The organism is Gluconacetobacter brunescens, assembly GCF_048695475.1.
In the GTDB taxonomy this organism is placed as follows: domain Bacteria; phylum Pseudomonadota; class Alphaproteobacteria; order Acetobacterales; family Acetobacteraceae; genus Gluconacetobacter.
In genome coordinates this window covers 506649-528307 of record NZ_JBLHEN010000001.1, presented here as the reverse complement: position 1 = coordinate 528307, position 21659 = coordinate 506649, and the positions used below count along the sequence as shown (strand labels likewise).

The following is a 21659-nucleotide window of genomic DNA, read 5'->3' as shown; positions in this document are numbered from 1 at the left end:
TCGGTCAGGGGGCGGGCGGTGGTGCCGGCGGCGGGGGCGGCCGTACGCGCACCTTGCGGATATGCAGGGCATCCGCATCGAGCACGCGGAAGACCAGCCCGCTCTCATGGGTCAGCACCTCGCCGCGTGCCGGCACGTGGCCCGCCAGGCGGAAGACCAGCCCGCCTACCGTCTCGATCTCGGCCTCGCGCTCGGCCTCGGTCAGCAGCGTGCCAAGCCGGGCCTCGAACTCGCCGACCGGCAGGCGGGCATCGACGTCGAACGTGCCGTCCGGCCGTTCCTGGATCAGCACCGCCGTCGGTTCGTCATGCTCGTCGGAAATGTCGCCGACGATGGTTTCCACCAGGTCCTCGATCGTCACCAGCCCGTCGACGCCGCCATATTCGTCGATGACCAGCGCCAGATGGAGGTGGCGCTGGCGCATCTGCAACAGCAGGTCCAGCACCGGCATCTGCGGCGCCACCATCAGGGGCTGACGCAGCAGCGTCTCCACGTTGAAGGCTTCGCTGGTCCCGGCATAGGCGATCAGGTCCTTCACGTGGATCATGCCCACGATGTCGTCGAGTTGCTCGCGATAGACCGGCATGCGCGAATGGTTCTCGCGCCGCATCAGGGCCAGGGCCTCGTCCTGGCTCAGCGAGACCGACATGGCGACGATATCGGCGCGCGGAATCATCACGTCGTCGGCGGTGATGCCGCGCAGCCGCAGAACGTTCGCGATCAGCGCGCGTTCCTGGCGGTCGAGTTCCGAATTGGCGTCGGTCCCGTCGCCTTCGGCCTCGTTGGCCTCCTGCACCAGGGCGGCGATGGAGTGGCGCAGCCCGTGTTCGCCACGCCGGCGGCTGAACAGGGAGAGCAGGCCCCGGCCGCGCGGACGCGGCGCATGGGCGTCGTCAACCCGGCCCGACGCGCCCTCGGGCGACACGGACTCGGGCAGGGGGCGGTTCACTGCGCGTCCTCCATGCGGCCCGACGGCGCGCCGGGGCGGAATTTCCATGGATTGGGAACGGACAGGCGGCCCAGGATGCGGGCTTCCTCCATTTCCATCCGTCGTGCCTCGCCGGCCTGGTGATGGTCATGGCCGCGCAGATGCAGGATGCCATGGACGACCAGATGCATCAGATGATGCCGGATCGGCCGCCCCGCCGCCTGTGCCTCGCGCCGGACGGTTTCGAGCGCGATCATGATGTCGCCACCCGGTATGCCGTCGGGGTAATCGAAGGTCAGGACGTTCGTGGGCTTGTTGCGGTCGCGATGGCGCGCGTTCAGCCGTCGGATCGCGCGGTCGCAATCCAGCGCAATCGTGACCGGCGCTGGCTCGGCGCCAGCCCAGGCGGCGCGCGCGGTGCGGCGCACCAGGGCCGCGATTCCCGGAACGGCGCCATACCAGCGCGCGTCGGCGACGATCACATCGCAATCCGGGCTGTCCTGCACCATGGTGGAGTGAGGGCCGGCGGCCATTTCGGCCGCCGGCGGTCTTATAACGTCCCCGTCCGTTTCGGCGGGGCGTTTGCTACTTCGCGGTTCCATTGTTCTCCCGGCGCGCCCTGCTGCGGGACATATCCCGTTCGGCCGCCGCTCGCTGATCATAGGCGTCCACGATGCGCGCGACCAGCGGGTGTCGCACCACGTCGTGGGACTCGAAACGCATGATACCGATTCCCGGCAATCCTTCCAGCGTGTCCACCGCGTCGCGCAGACCAGAGGTGACGCCGTTGGGCAGGTCGACCTGGCTCAGGTCGCCGGTCACCACCATGCGGGTGCCGCTGCCCATGCGGGTCAGGAACATCTTCATCTGCGCGGCGGTGGTGTTCTGTGCCTCGTCGAGGATGACGAAGCTGTGGGCCAGCGTGCGGCCGCGCATGAAGGCCAGCGGCGCGACCTCGATCTCGCCCGTGCCCATGCGCCGCACCACCTGGTCGCCGGGCATCATGTCGTGCAGGGCGTCGTAGAGCGGGCGCAGGTAGGGGTCGATCTTCTCCTTCAGGTCGCCGGGCAGGAAGCCCAGCCGCTCGCCCGCCTCGACGGCCGGGCGCGAGAGCACGATCCGGTCGACCTGGCCGGCCTGGAGCATCGCCACGGCCTGGGCGACCGCCAAGTAGGTCTTGCCGGTGCCGGCCGGCCCGATGCCGAAGACCATTTCGGTCTGCGCCAGCATTTCCATATAGCTCGCCTGGCCGGCCGAGCGGGGGGCGATGGCGCCGCGCTTGGTGCGGATGGCCGGCAGTTCCGCCAGCGGCACGCGCGGGGTATCCGAGATCGACGCTGGGGCGTGGGTCATCCTGGTCCGTCCTTCGGCTGCCGGGCGGGGCATGGTGTGGTGGGCGGCGGCCATGCGGATCGCCGCGTCGATATCGGCGCTGTCCAGTTCGCCGCCGCCGCCTTGCAGGCGGTGATAGAGGCTGGCTAGGGCCGCCTGGGCGATTTCCACGCGGTCGGGGCTGCCATTGAGGGCGACACGGTTGCCCCGGCAGGACAGGCGGATACCGAATCCACGTTCGAGATGAAGCAGGTGACGGTCATGATCACCGACGAGTTGTGCCAGCAGGGCATTGTCGTCGAATTGCAGCGTGACCGTCCGCATCGCGGCGATGTCGGACGGGGCTTGATGATCGCGCGTCCGGGCGGGGCGCCGGCCGGGCAGAATCGCTGATGCCGTCTGTTCTCTCAAGCGAAGGCTCTCTCCTGTATGAGGGTTCCACTCAGTGAGTTGGTGTAGCGCTCCCGGATCTCGACCTGTGCGATCTGCCCGATCAGCGCGTCGGGCCCATCCACATGCACGGGTTGCAGATAGGGTGACCGGCCGGACAATTGCCCCGGCTTGCGCCCGCGCCCAGTAAACAGCACGGGAACCACGCGCCCCACCGTCGCGGCATTGAAGGCGTCCTGCTGCGTGCGCAGCAGGGCCTGCAACGCCTGGAGCCGTGCGTCCTTCACGTCCTCGGGCACCTGGAGCGGCGCGCCGGCGGCCGGGGTGCCCGGACGGGGGGAATATTTGAACGAGAACGCCTGCGCGAACCCGACATCGCGGATCAGCTGCATCGTCGCCTCGAAATCCGCATCGCTCTCACCGGGATGGCCGACGATGAAATCCGACGACAGCGCGATGTCCGGCCGCGCGTCGCGCAGGCGCAGGACGATGTCGCGATATTCGGCGGCGGTATGACCCCGGTTCATCGCCGCCAGGATCCGGTCCGACCCCGACTGTACCGGCAGGTGCAGGAAGGGCATCAGCGCCGGCAGGTCGCGATGGGCGGCGATCAGCGCCTCGTCCATGTCGCGCGGATGCGATGTGGTATAGCGGATGCGCGCCAGCCCGGGGATCGCCGCCAGGGATTCGGCAAGGCGTGCCAGCCCCCACACCCGGCCGTCCGGCCCTTCACCGTGATAGCCGTTGACGTTCTGGCCCAGCAGCGTGATCTCGCGCGCACCCGATTCGACCAGGCGTCGGGCCTCGCGCAGTACCGAATCGACCGGACGGCTGGATTCGGCGCCCCGCGTATAAGGCACCACGCAGAACGAGCAGAATTTGTCGCAGCCTTCCTGGATGGTCAGGAAGGCCGTGAGGCCGCCCGGCGTCTGCGGGGCCTGGGCATCGGGCAGGAAATCGAATTTCTGCTCGGCCGGGAAATCCGTGTCGATGACGGCGCCGGCCGCGCGCGCCGCCCGCGCGACCATCTCCGGCAGCCGGTGATAGGTCTGCGGGCCGAGCACGATATCCACGAAGGGCGCGCGGGCGAGGATTTCGGCGCCTTCGGCCTGGGCCACGCATCCGGCGACGGCCAGGATGGTGCGCTGGCCCTCGGCGGCGCGGGCGTCCTTCACCAGGCGCAGGCGGCCGAGTTCGGAGAAGACCTTTTCCGCCGCCCGGTCGCGGATATGGCAGGTGTTCAGGATCACCATGTCGGCGGCGTCGGGCGTTTCGACCGCCTGGTATCCCAGGGGGCGCAGCACGTCGGTCATGCGTGCGCTGTCATAGACATTCATCTGGCAGCCCCACGTGATGACATGGAGGCCCTTTACCTCCCGGTCGGACTCCATGGGGGGGCAGACAGAATGCTGGGTCACGATTGAAACTTCCTGGGCGCGCCGCCGGACCATCCCGCGCGGTCGCGGGAACACATCATATGCGCGGGGCGCCCGGTCAAGGGCACGAGTCGGAGCACTCGGGGCGTGACAGCGTCATCGTGCGGCAAACCTCCCTCGTACGGGGCGGGACGCGGCGGCGTCGTTACCTGTGCAATCAGGTAAAAATATGGGGGCTTTTGTCAAGGCAAGTTTCCGAGTCCCGGACAAAACCATGTGCGCGCCGTGCCGCGGGTGCGCCTGACATTGTTTTTTATCGTCTCGTCAAACGATTGCCTTATAAATGGGTTAGACGTGCCGCTCGGGGCGAGGCGGCATGTGAACGATGGACCAGCCGGACCGTTGATCGGGATGACGCACAGGAACAGGACGGGGACACGTTGGCAGCGGTGCGGCGACGTCGGGTGATTGCACGGCGGGGAGCGAAGAGGACGGATCGGCCGGAGCATCGGGGCTGGACCGTAGGGAATGGTGACCCTGCACGCTGGAACGGCTTCGTCGTTGCGGGGGGCATGCTTGCGATCGCGCTGTGCTGGCCGGCCGATACCGTTCTCGGTGCGGACCCGCAGACCTACACCACCACCATTACGCCGACGGGCGAGGCCGATCTGGATGCCGCGATCAGCGCGTCCTCCAGCCTGGTGTCTCTCCAGAAGACCCATGCCGTCAGCCCGTTCGCCCTGGCCGGCCGCATCCGCAACGATTACGACCGGCTGCGGACCGCGCTGGAAAGCTACGGCTATTACGCCCCGACGATCCGGATCAGCGTGCGGCCGCGTGGCGACAAAAATGCGGCGCCCGCCACGTCGATGGACGGAACCGATCCCCAACTGCCGGAATGGTTGCAGGCGATCCCCAAGGGCCAGGCCGTGCAGGTGACGATTACGCCGACCAGGGGCGAGATCTTCCGCCTCGGCCGTGTGACGCTGGTGCGCGCGGCCGGCGACGGAACCGGGCCGGTGGTCCTGAACCCGATCGAGAGCAAGGCCCTGGGCGTGAAGCCCGGCCAGCCGGCCATCGCCTCCGACGTGCTGACGGCGGCGGCGAGCCTGCAAACCGAGATGAAGGAAGAGGGGCACGCGCTGGCGCAGGTCGCCCCGCCGAAAGCATGGCTGCGACCGGAGACCCACACGCTGGATGTGGAATATACGGTGCGCAGCGGCCCGGTGGTGACCATCGGCGCGATCAGCCTCTCCGGTATGAAACGCACGCATCCGGCCTATATCGCCCAGCGGATCACCATGCATCCCAATGACCTGTACCAGCCCTCGCGGATCGAATCCGCCCGGCAGGATCTGGCCGGGCTGGGGGTGTTTTCCGATGTGCAGGTCAATGACGCGCCGCCGCTTTCGGCAGGCAACCAGATGCCGCTGTCGCTGGATTTCAAGGAAGGCAAGGTGCGGACCGTGGCCGTGCAGGGCGGCTATTCCACCGATCTGGGCGGGCGCGGCGGCGTAAGCTGGACGCATCGCAACATCTTCGGCAATGCCGAGCGCCTGCGCCTGACGGCACTGGTGACGGGCCTGGGCGGATCGGCCCAGCAGGGACTGGGCTACGATGTCTATGCCGACCTGATGAAGCCGGATTTCGGTTCCCGCGACCAGAATCTCAGCGTGCGGGTCGAGGGCATCCGCCAGCTTCTCTATTCCTACCGGCAGACGGCGCTGCTGGTGCGGGCCGGCGTGGTGCGCAAGCTGGGCCAGCGCTGGACCGTCTCGTTCGAAGGGCAGGCGGAACAGGAGCAGATCGAACAGATGGGGATGGTGAATGATTACACCATCGTCTCGCTGCCCCTGGGGGCGACCTATGACAGCACCGGCCTGAGCAACCCGATCGACCCGGCCACCCATGGCGTCCGGGTAGCCGCCAGCGTGACGCCATCGGCATCGCTGATCGACGGCACGTCGTTCTTCACCATCATGCAGGCGAATGCCTCGACCTATTTCGACCTGACGCATCTCGGCATTTCGCGGCCCGGCCGCAGCGTCATCGCGGTGCGGGGCATCGTGGGCAGCGTGCAGGGGGCCTCGACCTTCGATATCCCGCCCGACCAGCGCCTGTATGCCGGCGGCAGCGCGACCGTACGCGGCTTCCGTTACCAGGGCGTCGGGCCGCAGTTCGAAGGCAGCAAATATGCCATCGGCGGTACCTCGATGGATGCGGGATCGGTTGAATTCCGCCAGCGCTTCTTCCGCAGCTTCGGCGGGGCGCTGTTTGCCGACGCGGGGCAGGTCGGTACCGGCAGTCGGCCGTTCCAGGGCACGCTGCGGGTCGGGGCGGGTGCCGGCGTGCGGTACTATACGCCCATCGGCCCGGTGCGCGTGGATATCGCCGTGCCGCTCAACCGGCCGAAGCGCGGCGATACGTGGGAACTCTATCTCGGTCTGGGGGAAACCTTCTGATGGCGCAGGAGACTCCGCCCCCCGCCGCCGGGCCCGCGCGACGCTGGCCCAGGATCGTCGCCTGGACACTCGGCCTGCTGCTCGGCGTGCCGCTGGCCGTGGTCGTGCTGGGCGTGGTGGCGATCCTGATCGTGGCCAATACGGGCTGGGGCCGCCATTCCATTGCGCGCCAGACGGCGGAGCTGACGGGCGGCGCGGTGACGCTGGACGGCATTTCGGGCCGTTTCCCCGACGCGCTGCGCATCGCCCGGATCAGCCTCAACGACCGCAAGGGAACGTGGCTCTCGATCGAGGGGCTGGAACTGGACTGGCGGCCGACCCATCTGCTGGCCCGGCAGGCGCGTGTCGACCGGCTGTCGATCGCCCGGCTGGCCATTCCGCGCCTTCAGGCGGAAAGTGGTGCGAAATCCGCCAAGAGCAGCAATGGCGGCAGCAGTTTCGACCTGGGGATCGACCTTCGCGCCGTTCATGTCGGGCGGATCGAGGTCGGCGCCGCCATCGCGGGCAGCGACGCCGCCTTCTCGCTCGATGGCAACGCGCGCCTGGCGCATCTCGCCCCGGTTCTGGACGGGCTCAGCGTGGCGACGCTGCCCACGGCCGCGATCGACCTGAACCTGAAGCGCCTGGATCGCGCGGGGGCCCTGGCCCTGCGGACGCAGATCGTGCCGGGGCGCCTCGGGCTGCACCTGACGGCGGACGAAGGGCCGGGCGGCTTTGCCAGCACGTCGGGCCTGGAAACGCTGGACCCGTTGCACCTGGCGCTCGATCTTGACGGCCCGAGGGACGCGAACCATCTGGCATTTACGCTGAAATCCGGAGATATATCTTCCAATATCAATGGTATAATTGATTTTATAAATGTAAGATCAAACCTCTCTATCATGGCCCGCGCACCCCATATGACCGTGCGCGACGGGATCGGCTGGCAGAATTTCGTCCTGGATGCGCATCTGTCGGGCGATGTGCATCATCCGGTCGGGAATGGTCATCTGGCGCTGGACCAGCCGATGGCCGCAGGGGTGGCGGCCAACCGGATCGCGGTCGATTTCGAGGGGCATGAGGCGATGGGCGGCCAGCCGTCGAACGCCCACCTGCATGCCGCAATCGACGCGCTGTCGATTCCAGGCAGCCATCCCGGCCTGTTCGCCGCCGCGCCGCTGACGCTGGATCTGTCCCTGCATCCCGACGACGCGGGCTGGCCCCTGGATGTCCGGCTGGATCATACGCTGCTGCATCTGGCGGGGCAGGTCATGACCGCGACGCCGTCGCATGGAACATTCGATCTCGACGTGCCGGCGCTGGCGCCTCTCGCAGGCGCGGGCGGGACCGATCTGGAGGGCCATCTTGGCTTGCATGGCGCGTTTGCGATGCCCGCGCGGCCCGGCGATGCGATGACGCTGGCGCTGGATGGCCCGCTGGCGATCACCGGGGGCCTACGACAGGCGGTGTCGCTGATCGGTCCCGATGGTAAATTATCGCTGCGCGCGTCCATGCAGAGCGCGGTTGGCGACCATCCCGGCCTGTTGCGCATCGACCAACTGGCATTGGACGGGCAGGCCGTGCACCTGGCGGTTTCGGGCAGCCGGTCGGCTGCTCCGGCGGCAGACCCGGTCTCGGGCGGAAAGGCCGGCGCCGCGGTCGATGCGACCGCGAAGCTGGCGATCGACGACATGCAGCGTGCGTCGCCGGCAATGCGGGGGCAGGCGGGGCTGACGCTGGCGATCAACGGACCGATGACCGATTTCTCGGCCACCGCGCATCTCGAAGGGCAGTTGGGCACGAAGGAGATGCCGGCGGGCCCGCTCATGCTGGATGCCGTCTTTCATCACCTGCCCACCCATCCGCAGGGCACCTTGATGGCCAAGGGAACATTGGACGAAGCCCCGCTGTCGATCGCTGCCGACCTGGAACAGGACCCGCAGGGACGGCGTACCATCGATCTGGCGCATCTGGACTGGAAGAGCCTGTCGGGCAGCGGGCATCTGGTGCTGAACCCGCACCGGGTCACGCCTCTGGGCACGCTGGATGTGCAGATGGATCGGCTGGCCGATCTGTCACGTCTTGCGGGTCAGCCGGTATCCGGCTCGTTGAAGGCGTCGATCCGCACATCCGATCCCGCATCCGACAGTGGGCCGAACGCCAAGCCGCCGGTCGTGACGGTGGCGGTCGACGGCGCGCTGGCCAGTGCGCAGGCGCGTCTGCGCAGCCTGTCGCTGGCCGGCACGGTCACCGATCCGCTGGGATCCACGCTGACCGACATGACATTGCGGCTGGACGGCGTATCGGCGCCCAATGTGGCTGGCGATGTGCGGGTGACGGCGCGCGGGCCGCGCGATGCGATGGCGATCGGCGCCAATGCGACATTCCAGGCCCTTGCCGGTGCTCCGGCAGCGCTGGCCGCCACCCTGGTCGTGGATACGCCGGCGCAGTCGGTCGCCATCCGGTCGCTGGAGGCCAATGCACGGGGCGAGGCGATCCGGCTGACGGAGCCGGCCCGGATCGGGTTCGGCAAGGCGATCGGCGTCGATCATCTGCGCCTGACGCTGGCGCCCCCCGGCGTGCCACCGGCCAGGATCGACGTAGCGGGTACCGTGAAGCCGGCGCTGGGCCTGACGGCGACGGTCGATAATCTGACGCCCGCCATTGCCCGCCCCTTCATGCCGTCGCTCCGGGCGGACGGGACGATCAGCGCCCGGGCCAACCTGCACGGCACGACGGCCAATCCCGAGGGCACGGTGAGCGTAACGGCCAGGGGACTGACCTATCACAGCGCTTTCAGCGGCGCGCTGCCGCCGCTGAACCTGGATGCGAACGCGCAATTGTCGGGCAGCCAGGCGCGGGTCGATGCCACGGCGCATGCGGGATCGCTGCTCGACCTCGCGGTGAAGGGAACAGTGCCCACGGGGTCATCCGGTGCCCTGGGCGTGCAGGCCGATGGCCATGTCGATCTTTCGGCGGCCAATGCCTATCTTGGCGCGCAGGGGCGGCAGGTCGAGGGCATTGCCCGCCTGTCCATCGCACTTCGCGGCGCGCTGTCGGCTCCGAAGGCCTCGGGAACCGTGACCCTGACCGGCGGGCAGGTGCATGATTATGCGCAGGGAATCCAGCTTTCGAACATGAAGGCCACGATCATCGCGCAGGATGACCGGCTGACGATCGACAATCTGTCGGCCACGGCCGGGCCGGGCAGCATCGGTGTCAGCGGAACGCTGGGGGCTTTCCAGCCGGGCCTGCCCATCGATCTGCGGATCACGGCGAAGAATGCCCGCCCGCTGGCCAGCGACCTGGTCACGGCGCAGATCAATGCCGACATGACCGTCAAGGGCGCGCTGGCTTCCCGCATCGACGTGGCGGGGCAGGTAACCATCCCGCATGCCGAGATCAATATTCCCAGTTCGTTGCCGCCGTCGATCGCGACCCTGGATGTGATCCGCCCCGGCGACAAGCCGCCGCCATCCGATGCCGAGAAGGCCGGCAAGTTCATGGTCGGGCTTGATGTCACCGCGTCTTCGCCGGGCCAGATGTTTGTGCGCGGGCATGGGCTGGACGCCGAAATGAGCGGCCGGCTGCGTGTCGGCGGAACGGCCGATGCCCCCGACATCACCGGTGGGTTTACGATGCGGCGCGGCAGTTTCAATCTGGGCGGGGTGTCGCTGGAATTCACGAAGGGCCGGGTCGCCTTCAACGGTTCGGGCGTGACCCAGGCGATCGACCCCACGCTGGATTTCGAGGCCGAACGCGCGACGGCCGCCGGCACGGCGAAACTGATCGTCGGCGGTTATGCCAGCGCGCCCAAGATCAGCTTTTCCTCCACACCGCCGCTGTCGCAGGACCAGATCATGGCGATCCTGCTGTTCGGCACCGATGCGCAGTCGCTCTCGACCACCCAGATGGCCGAAATGGCGGCGGCCGTCGCGACCCTGACCGGCGGATCGGCCTTCGACCCGCTGGGCAAGGTGCGCAGTACGCTGGGGCTGGACCGGCTGCAACTGACGGGTGGATCGGGCGTCGGCAAGGGAAACGGCACCAGCGTGGAGGCGGGCAAATACGTGATGCGCGGTGTTTATGTCGGCGCGAAGCAGGCCACCAGCGGGTCTGGCACGCAGGCGCAGGTCCAGGTCGACCTGACACGTCGCCTGAAACTGAACACCACCGTGGGTACCGGCGGCAACGTCACCGGCTTTACCACCCCGGAGAACGACCCCGGCAGCAGCATCGGCCTGTCCTATCAGTTCAATTATTGACGCGGCGGATCAATCGGGAAATCGGCGTTACGGGTTGTCCGTCATGCCGAGCCGGAACACGCGCGTCTGGGCATCGCCGATCGAAAGCTCTATTCCGAGGCGTGTCGGGCAGGGGTACCATGACCGAAAGGCAGGGATGGTCTGTTCCGGCACTTTCCTGGCGCGCTACGAATTGAGGGCCACATGAAAATCGCGGTTGCCGGCCTCGGCTATGTCGGTCTGTCAAACGCCGTTCTCCTGGCGCAGCACAATGACGTCACAGCGGTCGACATCAGTTCCGCGCGCGTCGAGAAGGTGAATGCGGGCATATCGCCGATCATCGACAAGGAGATTGAAGATTTCCTCGCCAATGAGCGGCTTTCGCTACAAGCGACGACCGACCCCGCCGAGGCGTATCGTGACGCCGATTTCGTCATCGTCGCCACCCCCACGAATTACGATATAGAGACCAGCCACTTCGACACGTCCTCCGTGGAGGCCGTGGTCTCGGATGTCATCGCGTTGAACAGATCCGTGACGATCGTCATCAAATCGACGATCCCGGTGGGCTTCATCGAGAACCTCCGTGCGCGAATGGATACCGACCAGGTGATCTTTTCGCCCGAGTTCCTGCGGGAGGGTCGTGCGCTTTACGACAATCTGTATCCCTCGCGAATCATCGTGGGGGAACGCAGCGAACGCGCCCGCGTCTTCGCGGACCTGCTGATCGAAGGAGCCGTGAAGAAGGATATCCCCGTCCTTCTCACGGACCCCTCCGAGGCTGAAGCCATCAAACTCTTCGCGAATACCTATCTCGCGCTGCGTGTGGCCTTCTTCAACGAACTCGACAGCTATGCCCTGGCCCGCATCCTCGATCCACGCCAGATCATTGACGGCGTTTGCCTCGACCCGCGGATCGGGCAACATTACAATAATCCGTCCCTCGGTTATGGCGGCTACTGCCTCCCCAAGGATACGAAGCAGCTTCTCGCCAATTACGACCAGGTCCCGCAGAACCTGATCTCGGCGGTGGTCGATGCAAACCGCACCCGCAAGGATTTCCTTGCGGAGCGGATTATCGCGATGAAGCCCGGGATTGTCGGTATCTATCGGTTGGTGATGAAGGCCGGATCGGACAATTTCCGGCAGAGTTCCATCCAGGGGATCATGAAGCGCATCAAGGCCAAGGGGATCGAGGTCGTCGTCTACGAGCCCAGCATGCAGGATGACCGCTTCTTCGGCTCGCGCGTCATACGCGATCTGGCGGAGTTCAAGGCGCTCAGTGACGTGATCGTGGCGAACCGGCGCACCCCGGACCTCGCCGATGTCGACAGCAAGGTCTTTACCCGCGATGTCTTCGGCGCGGACTGATCCCATCGGAGACAGGGGCATCGAGACCGGGACAGCCCTTCCATGTCAGGTGGTCTTGCCGTTTTATAAGCTGAATTGTTGCGCGCGTTATAACAGACTATGGGCTGTTGTCGCACGCACGACGATAGGGTGAGGGAAATGATCGATCCGTTTTCATGGCTTGCCGGATGGATCCAGGAAAACTGGCTGATTCCGATCCTCTATCACTTCGGGTGGATGGAGTGGGAGGACACCTCCTTCCTCTGGGCGATGTTCGCGATCTACGGCGTGTTGCAGGTCGTGCTGAATCTTGCGATCTGCATGCCGCTGGAGCGGTTCTGGCCCCTGCGGCAGTGGGAAAACCGCGACAACGTGACCATGGACGTCGTCTATACCCTGATCGCGCGTATCGGCCTGTTTCCACTGGTGACGTTCTTCGGCTTCTACGAGATCCAGACCTGGCTGAATGGCTGGCTGACCGATCATGGCTATATTCCACCAACGCTGGAGAGCGTGTTTCCGACCCTGATGGACTGGCCTGTCGCCACGTTCTTCCTGTACGCGGTGATTCTGGATTTTGCCGAATATGTCCGCCACCGGCTGTCGCATGTCTTCGGCTGGTGGTACGGGCTGCACGCCCTGCATCACGCCCAGACGCAGATGACATTCTGGTCGGATGACCGGAACCATCTGCTCGACGATGTCACGTCCTATGTCTGGGCGATTGCCGTCGGGCTGCTGATCGGCGTGCCGCCACTGCAATTCCCGCTGCTGATCCTGTTCCTGCGGCTGGTCGAGAGCCTGTCGCACGCCAATACGCGGGTCGGGTTCGGCTGGCTGGGCGAGCGGATCCTGGTCTCTCCGCATTTCCACCGCGTGCATCACGGCCTGCGCTCCGCCGGCCGGCGCTCGTGCAACTACGGTGCGGTCTTTCCCTGGTGGGACATGATGCTGGGAACGGCGAATTTCTCGCACAATGTGGTGGAAACCGGCGACCCGAAGGCCGAACAGGCGCTGGTCAGCGGTGGGTGGCTGGCCCAGCAGGCAGCGGGGCTGCGGCTGTCATGGCGCCTGGCGACCCGTCGCTGGCGGCGGGCCGAAACCCGCGCACCGGCGGCCACGGGGCCAGGCGGAGCATGAACAAACAGGATCGGCCCCCAACGGGGGCCGGCAGAGATCAGGCGGCCTTCATTGCCGCCGTCAGGGATTCCAGCACCGCGGTCGGCTCCTTGCCTTCCAGCACCGCGACTTCGGCCACGAAGCGTTCCTGCGCGGCCTCGAACAGCTTGCGCTCGCTGAAGCTGCCATCCAGGCTGTCGACATTGCGGCGCAGGTCGCGCAGCACTTCGGCGATCTGGACCAGATCACCGGAATTGATCTTTTCCTGGTAGGCGACGGCACGACGGGCCCACATGCCACGGCTGACATGGGGCTTGCCCTTGATGATGGCCATGGCCTTGTCCACGATCTCGCGCGAGACGATCTTGCGGAGGCCGGCCTTGCGCGCCTTGGTCAGCGGGATGCGCAGCGTCATCTGGTTGCCGGGAAACGAGATCTGGATCATTTCCAGCTTGGTGCCCGCGATCTCGTCGATGCCGATGCGATCCACCCGCCCGACACCGTGGGCGGCGTAGACGATGGCGTCGCCCTCGCGGAAGGGATCTTCGTCCTTGACCTTGGTCTTCGCCTGTGCGGCAGTTGTGGCTGCGGCAGTGCGCGCCATTGCGTCGGTCACACCGCCCTTTGGGGTCGTTCTGAACATGCTCATTTGACTAGTTATATCACATTTTTCCTATTCTGTCTCGATCCTCGGGTCGTGCCGGCCCTGTGAAACGCTCAGGGCACGGCTCTCAGGACTGCACCCCGCGCACCGGCGCGATCGGGCCTTCGACGGGGATATGGACCGGCTGTAGCAGGTCGATCTCGATCGTCCGGGCCATGGTCCGCATCGGCATGGCATGGGGCGAATTATCGAAGGGGTCCTGCAGGTCGCTGCCGATCTTGTCCAGCGCGACGAACAGCAGCCCGACCAGCGATGAGCCCAGCGGCGTGATCCACCCCAGGGTCTGCACCATCGACAACGGCAGGATGACACAGAACATATTGGCCACCAGCCGGGGGATCAGCGAGAACTGGATCGCCAGCGGCGTATTGCGGATGCGCTCCAGCCCGCCCTGGGCGTTGGCCAGATCGGACAGGATGCGGTCGATCTGGCCGTGCACGGCACCGTCGATCTTCTGTCGCGCCACTTCCTCGTTCACCGCCAGTCCGATCTGATAGAGGATGGCATTGGGCTGATTGTTCAAGCCGACGATGGCGCTCTGCATCTCCGGCGGCAGCAGCCGGGCGATATCGGCCGAACCGTCCAGCCGCCCCAGCGCCGCACGCAGCGCATACGGATAGGCCGCCATGGCGCTGGCCAGATCCGGCCGGCCGCCCAGCAGCGACCCGGCCTGCCGGCCGAACGAACGGCAATTGTTCGTGATCGCGCCCCAGAGCGTCCGTGCTTCCCACCACCGTCCGTAGGCGGCATTGTTGCGCACCCCGAGGAACAGCGCGACAGCCGAGCCGAGCAGGGATACCGGCAGGGTCGGCTGTTCCATCCAGTCCTGGTGGAAGACCTGGAACATGACGACGACAAAGATGTCCCATGCCCCCAGCAGCGCCAATGTCAGCAGGCTTTCGCGCATCAGGATGAATAATCCGATCCGCCGGTCGACGATCATCGATGCTTTCTCCCTCTGGACAGACTGCGTGCGTGGCCTTCGAAGGCCAGGCAATCAATCCCATACTGACCGCGCGCCCGCGAAAGACAACAGCCTGAACGGAAAGACGGATTTTGTGACAGTCGGGACATTCTCTGTCGCAAACCCGTGTTACGGCATTGACCCTTTCAGGGATGGCACCCTTTATGATGCGATAATTTCGATGCACGATTCTGGAGAGGCACGATCATGGACGTAAGGGCGGCGGTCGCGTTCGAGGCTGGCAAGCCACTCGAAATCGAGACGGTACAGCTTGAAGGCCCGAAGGCGGGCGAGGTGCTGGTCGAGATCAAGGCCACCGGCCTGTGCCATACCGACAAATACACCCTCTCCGGGGCCGATCCGGAAGGGCTGTTTCCTGCCATCCTGGGGCATGAGGGCGCCGGCGTGGTGGTCGAGGTCGGGCCGGACGTGCGGCACCTGAAGCCGGGCGACCATGTAATCCCGCTCTACACGCCCGAATGCCGGGAATGTAAATCCTGCCTCTCGCGCAAGACCAATCTCTGCACCGCCATCCGCGCGACGCAGGGCAAGGGCCTGATGCCGGACGGCACCAGCCGCTTCTCCTACAAAGGGCGGTCGATCCATCATTACATGGGTTGCTCCACCTTCGCGAACTACACGGTGCTGCCCGAGATCGCTCTGGCGAAGATCCGCCCCGACGCGCCGTTCGACAAGGTCTGCTATATCGGCTGCGGCGTGACCACCGGCATCGGCGCGGTGCTGTTCACCGCCAAGGTCGAGACCGGATCGACGGTGGTGGTGTTCGGCCTAGGCGGGATCGGGTTGAACGTCATCCAGGGGGCGAAGATGGTCGGTGCCGACATGATCGTCGGCGTGGACATCAACCCCGCGCGCGAGGAGATGGCGCGCAAGTTCGGCATGACCCATTTCGTCAACCCGAACGATCTGGGCCCCGATGGCGACGTGGTGGGGCATCTGGTCGAACTGACCGGCGGCGGTGCCGATTATTCCTTCGAATGCGTGGGCAACCCGACCCTGATGCGTCAGGCCCTGGAATGTTCGCATCGTGGCTGGGGGGTTTCCACCATCATCGGCGTGGCCGGCGCGGGGCAGGAGATCAGCACCCGCCCGTTCCAGCTCGTGACCGGCCGCCGCTGGATCGGCTCGGCTTTCGGCGGCGCGCGCGGGCGGACCGACGTGCCGAAGATCGTGGACTGGTACATGGACGGCAAGATCGACATCGACAGCCTGATCACCCACACCCTGCCGCTGGAGAAGATCAACGACGGCTTCGACATGATGACGCGGGGCGAGAGCATCCGCACCGTCGTCGAGTTTTGAGCGTGGCGATCACGACCCGCGCCACCCACGCCTGTTGCGGCGGCACGCTCGGCTTCTACAGCCATCCGTCCGAGAGCCTTGGGCTGGACGCGCGCTTCGCGGTGTTCATGCCCGATGGCGCCTCGGCCGCCGCCCCGGTGCCGGTCATCCACCTGCTGGCCGGATTGACCTGCACCGAGGAAACCTTCCTGATCAAGGCGAACGCGGTGCGCTTCGCGGCGGAATACCGGATCGCGCTGGTCGCGACCGATACGTCGCCCCGAGGTGCCGGCATCGCCGGAGAGGATGACAGCTACGATTTCGGCAGTGGCGCGGGGTTCTATCTGGACGCCACGCAGGCGCCCTGGGCCACCCATTACCGGATGGGCACCTACGTGGCCGAGGAACTGCCCGCCCTGACCGAAGCCAATTTCCCACTGGATGGCGCGCGGCGTGGCATCATGGGGCATTCGATGGGCGGCCACGGCGCGCTGGTGCATGCGCTGCGCGCGCCCGATCGCTGGAAATCGGTCTCGGCCTTCGCGCCGATCGTCCATCCGGCAGCGGTCCCGTGGGGCGAGAAGGCCTTCACCGGTTATCTGGGGCCAGACCGCGCGACCTGGGCCTCCCATGACGCGACCCTTCTGCTGCAAGCGGGCCGTACCCATCCGACGACCATCCTGGTGGACCAGGGCGAGGCGGATCAGTTCCTCGATGCGCAGTTGCAGCCCTGGCATCTGGAGCAGGCCGCGAAAGCCGCCGGCCAGAAGCTGATCCTGCGCCGCCATCCCGGCTACGACCATTCCTACTGGTTCATCCAGTCCTTCATCCAGGATCATCTGACCCACCACGCGGCGATCCTGTGCCGATAAAGCGAAAGAATAGCATGACGATGGCTTATCGTGCGGCACGCCGCGCGCGCCTTGCGCTCGGTGGTCTCGTTCTGGCGGCCGGCATGGCCGCCTGCGCGCCGACATCGGTTCCACCGGCTCCCGTGCCGGTAGCGGCCAGCGTGATCAGCCCGCCCGCGCACGGCGATTTCGGCCATTATACGCTGGCGCTCACCTGGCAGCCCGGCTTCTGCGCCAGCGGGCCAGGCTGCCAGCCGGACCAGCCGAAAGCGCCGCTGATCGGCCTGCATGGCCTGTGGGCATCACGCCCCCAGCCGCTCATTGCCCAGGGCGTGCCCCCGCAACGCTGGTGGGCCGCCGGATGCGACATCTATCCCGGACAGGATCCAGCCGGGCCCCTGGCCGTAAGCAGCGAGACGAAACAGGCGCTGGACCAGACCGTGGCGCATCTGCCGCATAGTCTGGCCGACCATGAATATCACAAGCATGTCCAATGTTTCGGCATTCCCGCCGAGACGTTCTTCCATACCGCGCTGGAGATGCGCACTGCGGTCGCGCAGTCCGATTTCGGCAGCACTTTGCAGGCATGGCAGGGGAAAGTGGTCACCAGGGACGCGGTGATGCAGGCGTTTCACGTCGCCTTCCATACCGAAACGGATCGTGCGCTTCAGCTTCGCTGCGAGCACGACCATGCGGGCCGTGATGTGCTGACCCAGCTCTGGTTCACCCTGAAACGCGAGCGGGTGGCCGATTTCCCACGTGCCAGCGCCTTCTTCCGCGCGCCCGAGGCGCAGGATAATTGCCCGGCGCGGTTCCTCGTTCCGGGGTGGTGAGGTTTACTCGCCGATCAGGTGCAAAATGAGCTGCCGGCGGTGGGGCTGGCGGCGATGCTCGAACAGATAGAGCCCCTGCCACATGCCCAGCACCGGTTGCCCGTCGGCAACCGGGATCGAAAGCTGGGTCTGGGTCAGCATGCTCCGCAGGTGGGCAGGCATGTCGTCCGGGCCTTCATCGTCATGGATGTAGCGGCCCGGCGCCTCGGGAACGAGCGCCTCGAAGAAGCGCTTGATGTCCTCGCGCACCGTCGGGTCGGCGTTTTCCTGCACCGTCAGCGATGCCGAAGTGTGCTGGCACCAGATCGTCAGCAGGCCGGTCTCGATCCCGGTCTCCGCGACCCATTGCCGGACCGCATCGGTAAACATCACCAGCCCCTTGCCACGGGTCGGGATGTCGAGGCGATGCAGGGCCTGGCGCATGGTGTCGGGTTGCCTATTTCAGGAAGCCGACGAGGCGTTCGGCCTCGCTGACGATCGGTTCGGCGATCTCGGCCGCGCGCACGGCACCGTCGCGCAGCACAGCGCGCAGATGGTCCGGTGCTTCCAGCAGGCGTCGGGTTTCATCGGCGATCGGCACCACGTTCTGGACCAGCACCTCGGTCAGTGCCGTCTTGAAGGGGCCGAACCCTTCGCCGCCATGGCGTGCCAGCACTTCGGTCGCCGTGATGCCGGCCAGCGCCGCGTAGATATCGACCAGATTGCGGGCCTCGGGCCGGTCCTGCAAGCCGACCGGCTCGGAGGGCAGGGGCTCGGGGTCGGTCTTGGCGCGGCGGATCTTCAGCGCGATCGCGTCGGCGTCGTCGGTCATCTCGATGCGGCTCTGGGCCGACGGATCGGATTTGGACATCTTCTTCGTGCCGTCGCGCAGGCTCATGATCCGCGCGGCGGCAGGCGGGATCAGCGGCTCGATCGCGGGGAAGAAATCCACGCCGTAATCATGGTTGAATTTCTGCGCGATGTCGTTGGCGAGTTCCAGATGCTGGCGCTGGTCGTCGCCGACCGGTACCCGCGTCGCCTTGTAGGCCAGGATGTCGGCGGCCATCAGGTTGGGATAGACATACAGGCCGGCCGAGTGGTTCTCGCGGTCCTTGCCTGCCTTGTCCTTGAACTGGGTCATGCGGTTGAGCCAGCCGAGGCGTGACACGCAATTGAAGATCCAGCCCAGCCGCGCATGGGCGCTGACGGCGGACTGGTTGAACAGGATATGGGCCTTGGGGTCGATGCCGGCGGCCAGCAGGACGGCGGTCTGGGCCAGCGTCTGCTGGCGCAGGGTTTCCGGGTCCTGCCACACCGTGATGGCATGCAGGTCCACGAGGCAGAAGACGCACTCGTGATCGGCCTGCAACGCGACCCAGTTGCGGATCGCGCCCAGATAATTGCCCAACTGCGGAATGCCGGTCGGCTGAATGCCGGAGAATATGCGTTGCATGAGGGTTCTTTTCAGGCGTCGGACCCGATCCGGTCAAGCCGGTCGTCGATCACGACATCCGGGTTTCAGGGCAATGGATGGATATGGTCCAGCGCCCGCCGTTCATCCGCCACGCGGGAAGGGCCCAGGGACTGCGCACGCTGCGCCGCGACGTCGCTGGCGGCGAAGGTGGGCGGATCGGCCTGCCCGCCGCTGGCGGAGAGATAGGTCAGGATCGCCGCGATCTCGATATCGGAGAGACGGCGAAAGGACGGCATGGAGAAATTATAGCGCCCGCCATTGGCGACCAGCGGGCCATTCAGGCCGTTCAGCAGCACATCGACCAGATAATGCCGGCCCTCGGGTGTGCGGGCGATCTGGTCGATCCGCCCGGTCAGAGGCGGGATTTCCCCCAGCATGCCTTCACCGCCATGGTGGCAGATCCCGCAATTGGTCCGGTAGCGCGCCTGGCCGAGATTGTGATGCGACGAGCAACCGCCCGTCGCCAGCAGGCCCATAAGGCCCACAACGAGCGGGGCGAGAGAACGCGCGCGCCGTATCATGCGATTCTGCACACCGGCGCGCCTCCCACGCTTACTGTTTCGAGACGCCCAGAAGCTGGATCTTGAAGATCAGCGGGCTGTCGGCGGGGATGATGCCCATCGAACGATGGCCGTAACCCAGTTCGGGCGGCACATAGAGCATCCAGGTATCGCCCACATGCATCATCGGCAGGGCTTCCATCCAGCCCTTGATGACGCCGTCCAGCGGCATCTGCATATAGGCGCCCTTGCCGTGCTGGTCGGAACTGTCGAAGATTCCGCCTTCCGGCAGGCGACCTTCATAGATCACCATCATTCCGTCGCCGACCGAAGGGCTTTGCCCGTCCTTGGGGCCGCTTTCCAGCACCTTGTAGGCCAGGCCGTCAGGCAGGCTCTTCACGCCAGGCTGGGCCCGCATCTTGGCCATGAACTGCTCGGGCGTCATGTCCGGCTTGGATTCCTCGGGGCGTGCGCCGCACGCCGCCAGCGACAGGGCCGTCGCGGATGCCAGGAGGAGGGAAGTGACGCGGGACAGACGTTTCATGACACCTCGGTTTGGCGGAAATGGAAGGGCAGGAGGGGACGCCGCGCTTACAGCGCGCCGCCCCGGCGTCCGATCTGCGCGCCCAGGCGCAGGCGGAGCGCGTTCAGCTTGATGAAGCCCTGGGCATCGGCCTGGTTGTACGCGCCCTCGTCATCCTCGAAGGTCACGACGCGGGTGTCGTACAGGCTGTTGGGGCTTTCGCGCCCAACGCAGATCACATTGCCCTTGTAGAGCTTCAGCCGCACGCGGCCGGTCACCGAATGCTGGCTCTCGTCGATCAGGGCCTGGAGCATCCGGCGCTCGGGCGAGAACCAGAAGCCGTTATAGATGATCTCGGCATAGCGCGGCATCAGGCTGTCCTTCAGGTGCCCGGCCTCGCGGTCCAGCGTGATGGATTCCATGCTGCGATGCGCCGCCAGCAGGATGGTGCCGCCCGGCGTCTCGTAGATGCCGCGCGACTTCATGCCGACGAAGCGGTTCTCCACCAGGTCCAGCCGGCCGATGCCGTTGGCCTTGCCCAGTTCGTTCAGCCGCGTCAGCAGCGTGGCCGGGGAGAGGGTCACGCCGTTCAGCGCCACCGGGTCGCCGGAGACGAAGTCGATCGCGATCTCGGTCGCCACATCCGGCGCGGCCTCGGGGGAGATGGTGCGCTGGAACACGATTTCGTCCGGCCCCACGGCGGGGTCTTCCAGCAGCTTGCCCTCGGAGGACGAGTGCAGGAGGTTGGCATCGACCGAGAACGGCGCCTCGCCGCGCTTGTCCTTGGCGATGGGGATCTGGTGTTCCTCGGCGAAGGCCAGCAGGCGGGTGCGCGAGGTCAGGTCCCATTCCCGCCACGGCGCGATCACCGTCACGTCGGGCTTCAGCGCGTAATAGGCCAGCTCGAAGCGCACCTGGTCGTTGCCCTTGCCGGTCGCGCCATGGGCGACGGCGTCGGCGCCGACCGCCTCGGCGATCTCGATCTGGCGCTGGGCGATCAGCGGGCGGGCGATCGAGGTGCCCAGCAGGTACTGGCCCTCATACAGCGTGTTGGCGCGGAACATCGGAAAGACGAAGTCCTTCACGAAGGTCTCGCGCAGATCCTCGACGAAGATTTCCTTCACGCCGAACATTTCGGCCTTCTTGCGCGCCGGCTCCAGTTCCTCGCCCTGGCCCAGGTCGGCCGTAAAGGTCACGACCTCGCAGCCATAGGTGGTCTGCAGCCAGCGCAGAATCACGGACGTATCGAGACCACCCGAATAGGCGAGCACGACCTTCTTGACGTCCTTTGCGGCCATGGAACGGGATCTCCTGTCGTCGAATCTGAAGAGGTGAAAGAATGCGGGCGGCGGGGCGCCTGATCCCCGCCTCCTAGCATCGGATGAAAGA

18 protein-coding genes are annotated in these 21659 nt (G+C 66.1%); 7 read left to right on the top strand and 11 right to left on the bottom strand.

Going from position 1 to position 21659, the window contains the following annotated elements; translation table 11 throughout:
* Positions 1–4 precede the first annotated feature (4 nt).
* Genes ACMAUO_RS02290 through miaB form a run of 4 tightly spaced genes read right to left on the bottom strand, consistent with a single transcriptional unit; the run spans position 5 to position 4041 of the window.
* A complete protein-coding gene (locus ACMAUO_RS02290; protein ID WP_420357179.1) occupies positions 5–925 on the bottom strand; it encodes a hemolysin family protein in 921 nt (306 codons plus the stop codon).
* Positions 926–945: 20 nt separating this feature from the next.
* On the bottom strand, positions 946–1461 hold the full coding sequence (ybeY, locus tag ACMAUO_RS02285; protein WP_420355370.1) for an rRNA maturation RNase YbeY: 516 nt from the start codon (positions 1459–1461) through the stop codon (positions 946–948).
* A gap of 52 nt (positions 1462–1513) precedes the next feature.
* Complete coding sequence (locus ACMAUO_RS02280; RefSeq protein ID WP_420355369.1) at positions 1514–2671, bottom strand: PhoH family protein; 1158 nt, start codon at positions 2669–2671, stop codon at positions 1514–1516.
* On the bottom strand, positions 2668–4041 hold the full coding sequence (gene miaB, locus ACMAUO_RS02275; protein WP_420357178.1) for a tRNA (N6-isopentenyl adenosine(37)-C2)-methylthiotransferase MiaB: 1374 nt from the start codon (positions 4039–4041) through the stop codon (positions 2668–2670). Before miaB ends, ACMAUO_RS02280 begins: the two co-directional genes overlap by 4 nt.
* Positions 4042–4598: 557 nt before the next feature.
* On the opposite strand from miaB, the gene ACMAUO_RS02270 reads away from it, so the two are divergent.
* The 4 genes from ACMAUO_RS02270 to ACMAUO_RS02255 all read left to right on the top strand — a co-directional run bounded on the left by ACMAUO_RS02270 (position 4599) and on the right by ACMAUO_RS02255 (position 13201).
* Positions 4599–6488, top strand: a complete 1890-nt coding sequence (locus ACMAUO_RS02270) for an autotransporter assembly complex protein TamA (RefSeq protein ID WP_420357177.1) — start codon at positions 4599–4601, stop codon at positions 6486–6488.
* Positions 6488–10732, top strand: a complete 4245-nt coding sequence (locus tag ACMAUO_RS02265) for a translocation/assembly module TamB domain-containing protein (protein WP_420355368.1) — start codon at positions 6488–6490, stop codon at positions 10730–10732. The genes ACMAUO_RS02270 and ACMAUO_RS02265 overlap by 1 nt, the downstream gene beginning before the upstream one ends.
* Positions 10733–10915: 183 nt before the next feature.
* Positions 10916–12082 (top strand): nucleotide sugar dehydrogenase, encoded by a 1167-nt coding sequence (locus tag ACMAUO_RS02260; protein WP_420355367.1) that lies wholly within the window; start codon positions 10916–10918, stop codon positions 12080–12082.
* Between the two features lie 138 nt (positions 12083–12220).
* Positions 12221–13201, top strand: a complete 981-nt coding sequence (locus tag ACMAUO_RS02255) for a sterol desaturase family protein (protein WP_420355366.1) — start codon at positions 12221–12223, stop codon at positions 13199–13201.
* A 37-nt stretch (positions 13202–13238) separates the two neighbouring features.
* Here ACMAUO_RS02255 and ACMAUO_RS02250 read toward each other — a convergent pair whose 3' ends face one another.
* A complete protein-coding gene (locus ACMAUO_RS02250; protein ID WP_114727028.1) occupies positions 13239–13829 on the bottom strand; it encodes a CarD family transcriptional regulator in 591 nt (196 codons plus the stop codon).
* A gap of 82 nt (positions 13830–13911) precedes the next feature.
* Positions 13912–14787: a bestrophin family protein gene (locus ACMAUO_RS02245; protein WP_420355365.1), complete on the bottom strand. Its 876-nt coding sequence runs from the start codon at positions 14785–14787 to the stop codon at positions 13912–13914.
* A 228-nt stretch (positions 14788–15015) separates the two neighbouring features.
* Between ACMAUO_RS02245 and ACMAUO_RS02240 the strand changes: the two genes are divergently transcribed.
* From ACMAUO_RS02240 to ACMAUO_RS02230, 3 genes are read left to right on the top strand one after another with little or no spacing between them, the layout of a single operon-like run.
* A complete protein-coding gene (locus ACMAUO_RS02240; protein ID WP_420355364.1) occupies positions 15016–16131 on the top strand; it encodes an S-(hydroxymethyl)glutathione dehydrogenase/class III alcohol dehydrogenase in 1116 nt (371 codons plus the stop codon).
* Between the two features lie 2 nt (positions 16132–16133).
* Positions 16134–16982 (top strand): S-formylglutathione hydrolase, encoded by an 849-nt coding sequence (gene fghA, locus ACMAUO_RS02235; protein ID WP_420355363.1) that lies wholly within the window; start codon positions 16134–16136, stop codon positions 16980–16982.
* Positions 16983–16996: 14 nt separating this feature from the next.
* A complete protein-coding gene (locus tag ACMAUO_RS02230) occupies positions 16997–17794 on the top strand; it encodes a ribonuclease T2 family protein (RefSeq protein WP_420355362.1) in 798 nt (265 codons plus the stop codon).
* A gap of 3 nt (positions 17795–17797) precedes the next feature.
* Here ACMAUO_RS02230 and ACMAUO_RS02225 read toward each other — a convergent pair whose 3' ends face one another.
* From ACMAUO_RS02225 to ACMAUO_RS02205, 5 genes are all read right to left on the bottom strand, one after another.
* Positions 17798–18217, bottom strand: a complete 420-nt coding sequence (locus tag ACMAUO_RS02225) for a secondary thiamine-phosphate synthase enzyme YjbQ (RefSeq protein WP_420355361.1) — start codon at positions 18215–18217, stop codon at positions 17798–17800.
* 13 nt (positions 18218–18230) lie between these two features.
* Entirely contained in the window at positions 18231–19226 is a 996-nt protein-coding gene (gene trpS, locus ACMAUO_RS02220) for a tryptophan--tRNA ligase (protein ID WP_420355360.1), read from the bottom strand.
* 65 nt (positions 19227–19291) lie between these two features.
* Complete coding sequence (locus ACMAUO_RS02215; RefSeq protein WP_420355359.1) at positions 19292–19768, bottom strand: c-type cytochrome; 477 nt, start codon at positions 19766–19768, stop codon at positions 19292–19294.
* Positions 19769–19799: 31 nt separating this feature from the next.
* Positions 19800–20291: an FKBP-type peptidyl-prolyl cis-trans isomerase gene (locus ACMAUO_RS02210; RefSeq protein WP_114727036.1), complete on the bottom strand. Its 492-nt coding sequence runs from the start codon at positions 20289–20291 to the stop codon at positions 19800–19802.
* A gap of 47 nt (positions 20292–20338) precedes the next feature.
* The gene (locus ACMAUO_RS02205) at positions 20339–21568 is read right to left on the bottom strand and encodes an argininosuccinate synthase (RefSeq protein ID WP_114727037.1); all 1230 of its coding nucleotides are present in this window, start codon (positions 21566–21568) and stop codon (positions 20339–20341) included.
* Positions 21569–21659: the final 91 nt, after the last annotated feature.

Excerpts from the sequence above, each read along its gene's own strand:
- ACMAUO_RS02245 (WP_420355365.1), bottom strand. The coding sequence starts at position 14,787 with ATGATCGTCGACCGGCGGATCGGATTATTCATCCTGATGCGCGAAAGC.
- ACMAUO_RS02210 (WP_114727036.1), bottom strand. The coding sequence starts at position 20,291 with ATGAAACGTCTGTCCCGCGTCACTTCCCTCCTCCTGGCATCCGCGACG.
- ACMAUO_RS02260 (WP_420355367.1), top strand. The coding sequence starts at position 10,916 with ATGAAAATCGCGGTTGCCGGCCTCGGCTATGTCGGTCTGTCAAACGCC.
- miaB (WP_420357178.1), bottom strand. The coding sequence starts at position 4,041 with ATGGAGTCCGACCGGGAGGTAAAGGGCCTCCATGTCATCACGTGGGGC.
- ACMAUO_RS02255 (WP_420355366.1), top strand. The coding sequence starts at position 12,221 with ATGATCGATCCGTTTTCATGGCTTGCCGGATGGATCCAGGAAAACTGG.
- ACMAUO_RS02270 (WP_420357177.1), top strand. The coding sequence starts at position 4,599 with ATGCTTGCGATCGCGCTGTGCTGGCCGGCCGATACCGTTCTCGGTGCG.
- ACMAUO_RS02250 (WP_114727028.1), bottom strand. The coding sequence starts at position 13,829 with ATGAGCATGTTCAGAACGACCCCAAAGGGCGGTGTGACCGACGCAATG.
- ACMAUO_RS02230 (WP_420355362.1), top strand. The coding sequence starts at position 16,997 with ATGACGATGGCTTATCGTGCGGCACGCCGCGCGCGCCTTGCGCTCGGT.
- ACMAUO_RS02225 (WP_420355361.1), bottom strand. The coding sequence starts at position 18,217 with ATGCGCCAGGCCCTGCATCGCCTCGACATCCCGACCCGTGGCAAGGGG.
- ybeY (WP_420355370.1), bottom strand. The coding sequence starts at position 1,461 with ATGGCCGCCGGCCCTCACTCCACCATGGTGCAGGACAGCCCGGATTGC.
- ACMAUO_RS02265 (WP_420355368.1), top strand. The coding sequence starts at position 6,488 with ATGGCGCAGGAGACTCCGCCCCCCGCCGCCGGGCCCGCGCGACGCTGG.
- ACMAUO_RS02240 (WP_420355364.1), top strand. The coding sequence starts at position 15,016 with ATGGACGTAAGGGCGGCGGTCGCGTTCGAGGCTGGCAAGCCACTCGAA.
- trpS (WP_420355360.1), bottom strand. The coding sequence starts at position 19,226 with ATGCAACGCATATTCTCCGGCATTCAGCCGACCGGCATTCCGCAGTTG.
- ACMAUO_RS02215 (WP_420355359.1), bottom strand. The coding sequence starts at position 19,768 with ATGATACGGCGCGCGCGTTCTCTCGCCCCGCTCGTTGTGGGCCTTATG.
- ACMAUO_RS02205 (WP_114727037.1), bottom strand. The coding sequence starts at position 21,568 with ATGGCCGCAAAGGACGTCAAGAAGGTCGTGCTCGCCTATTCGGGTGGT.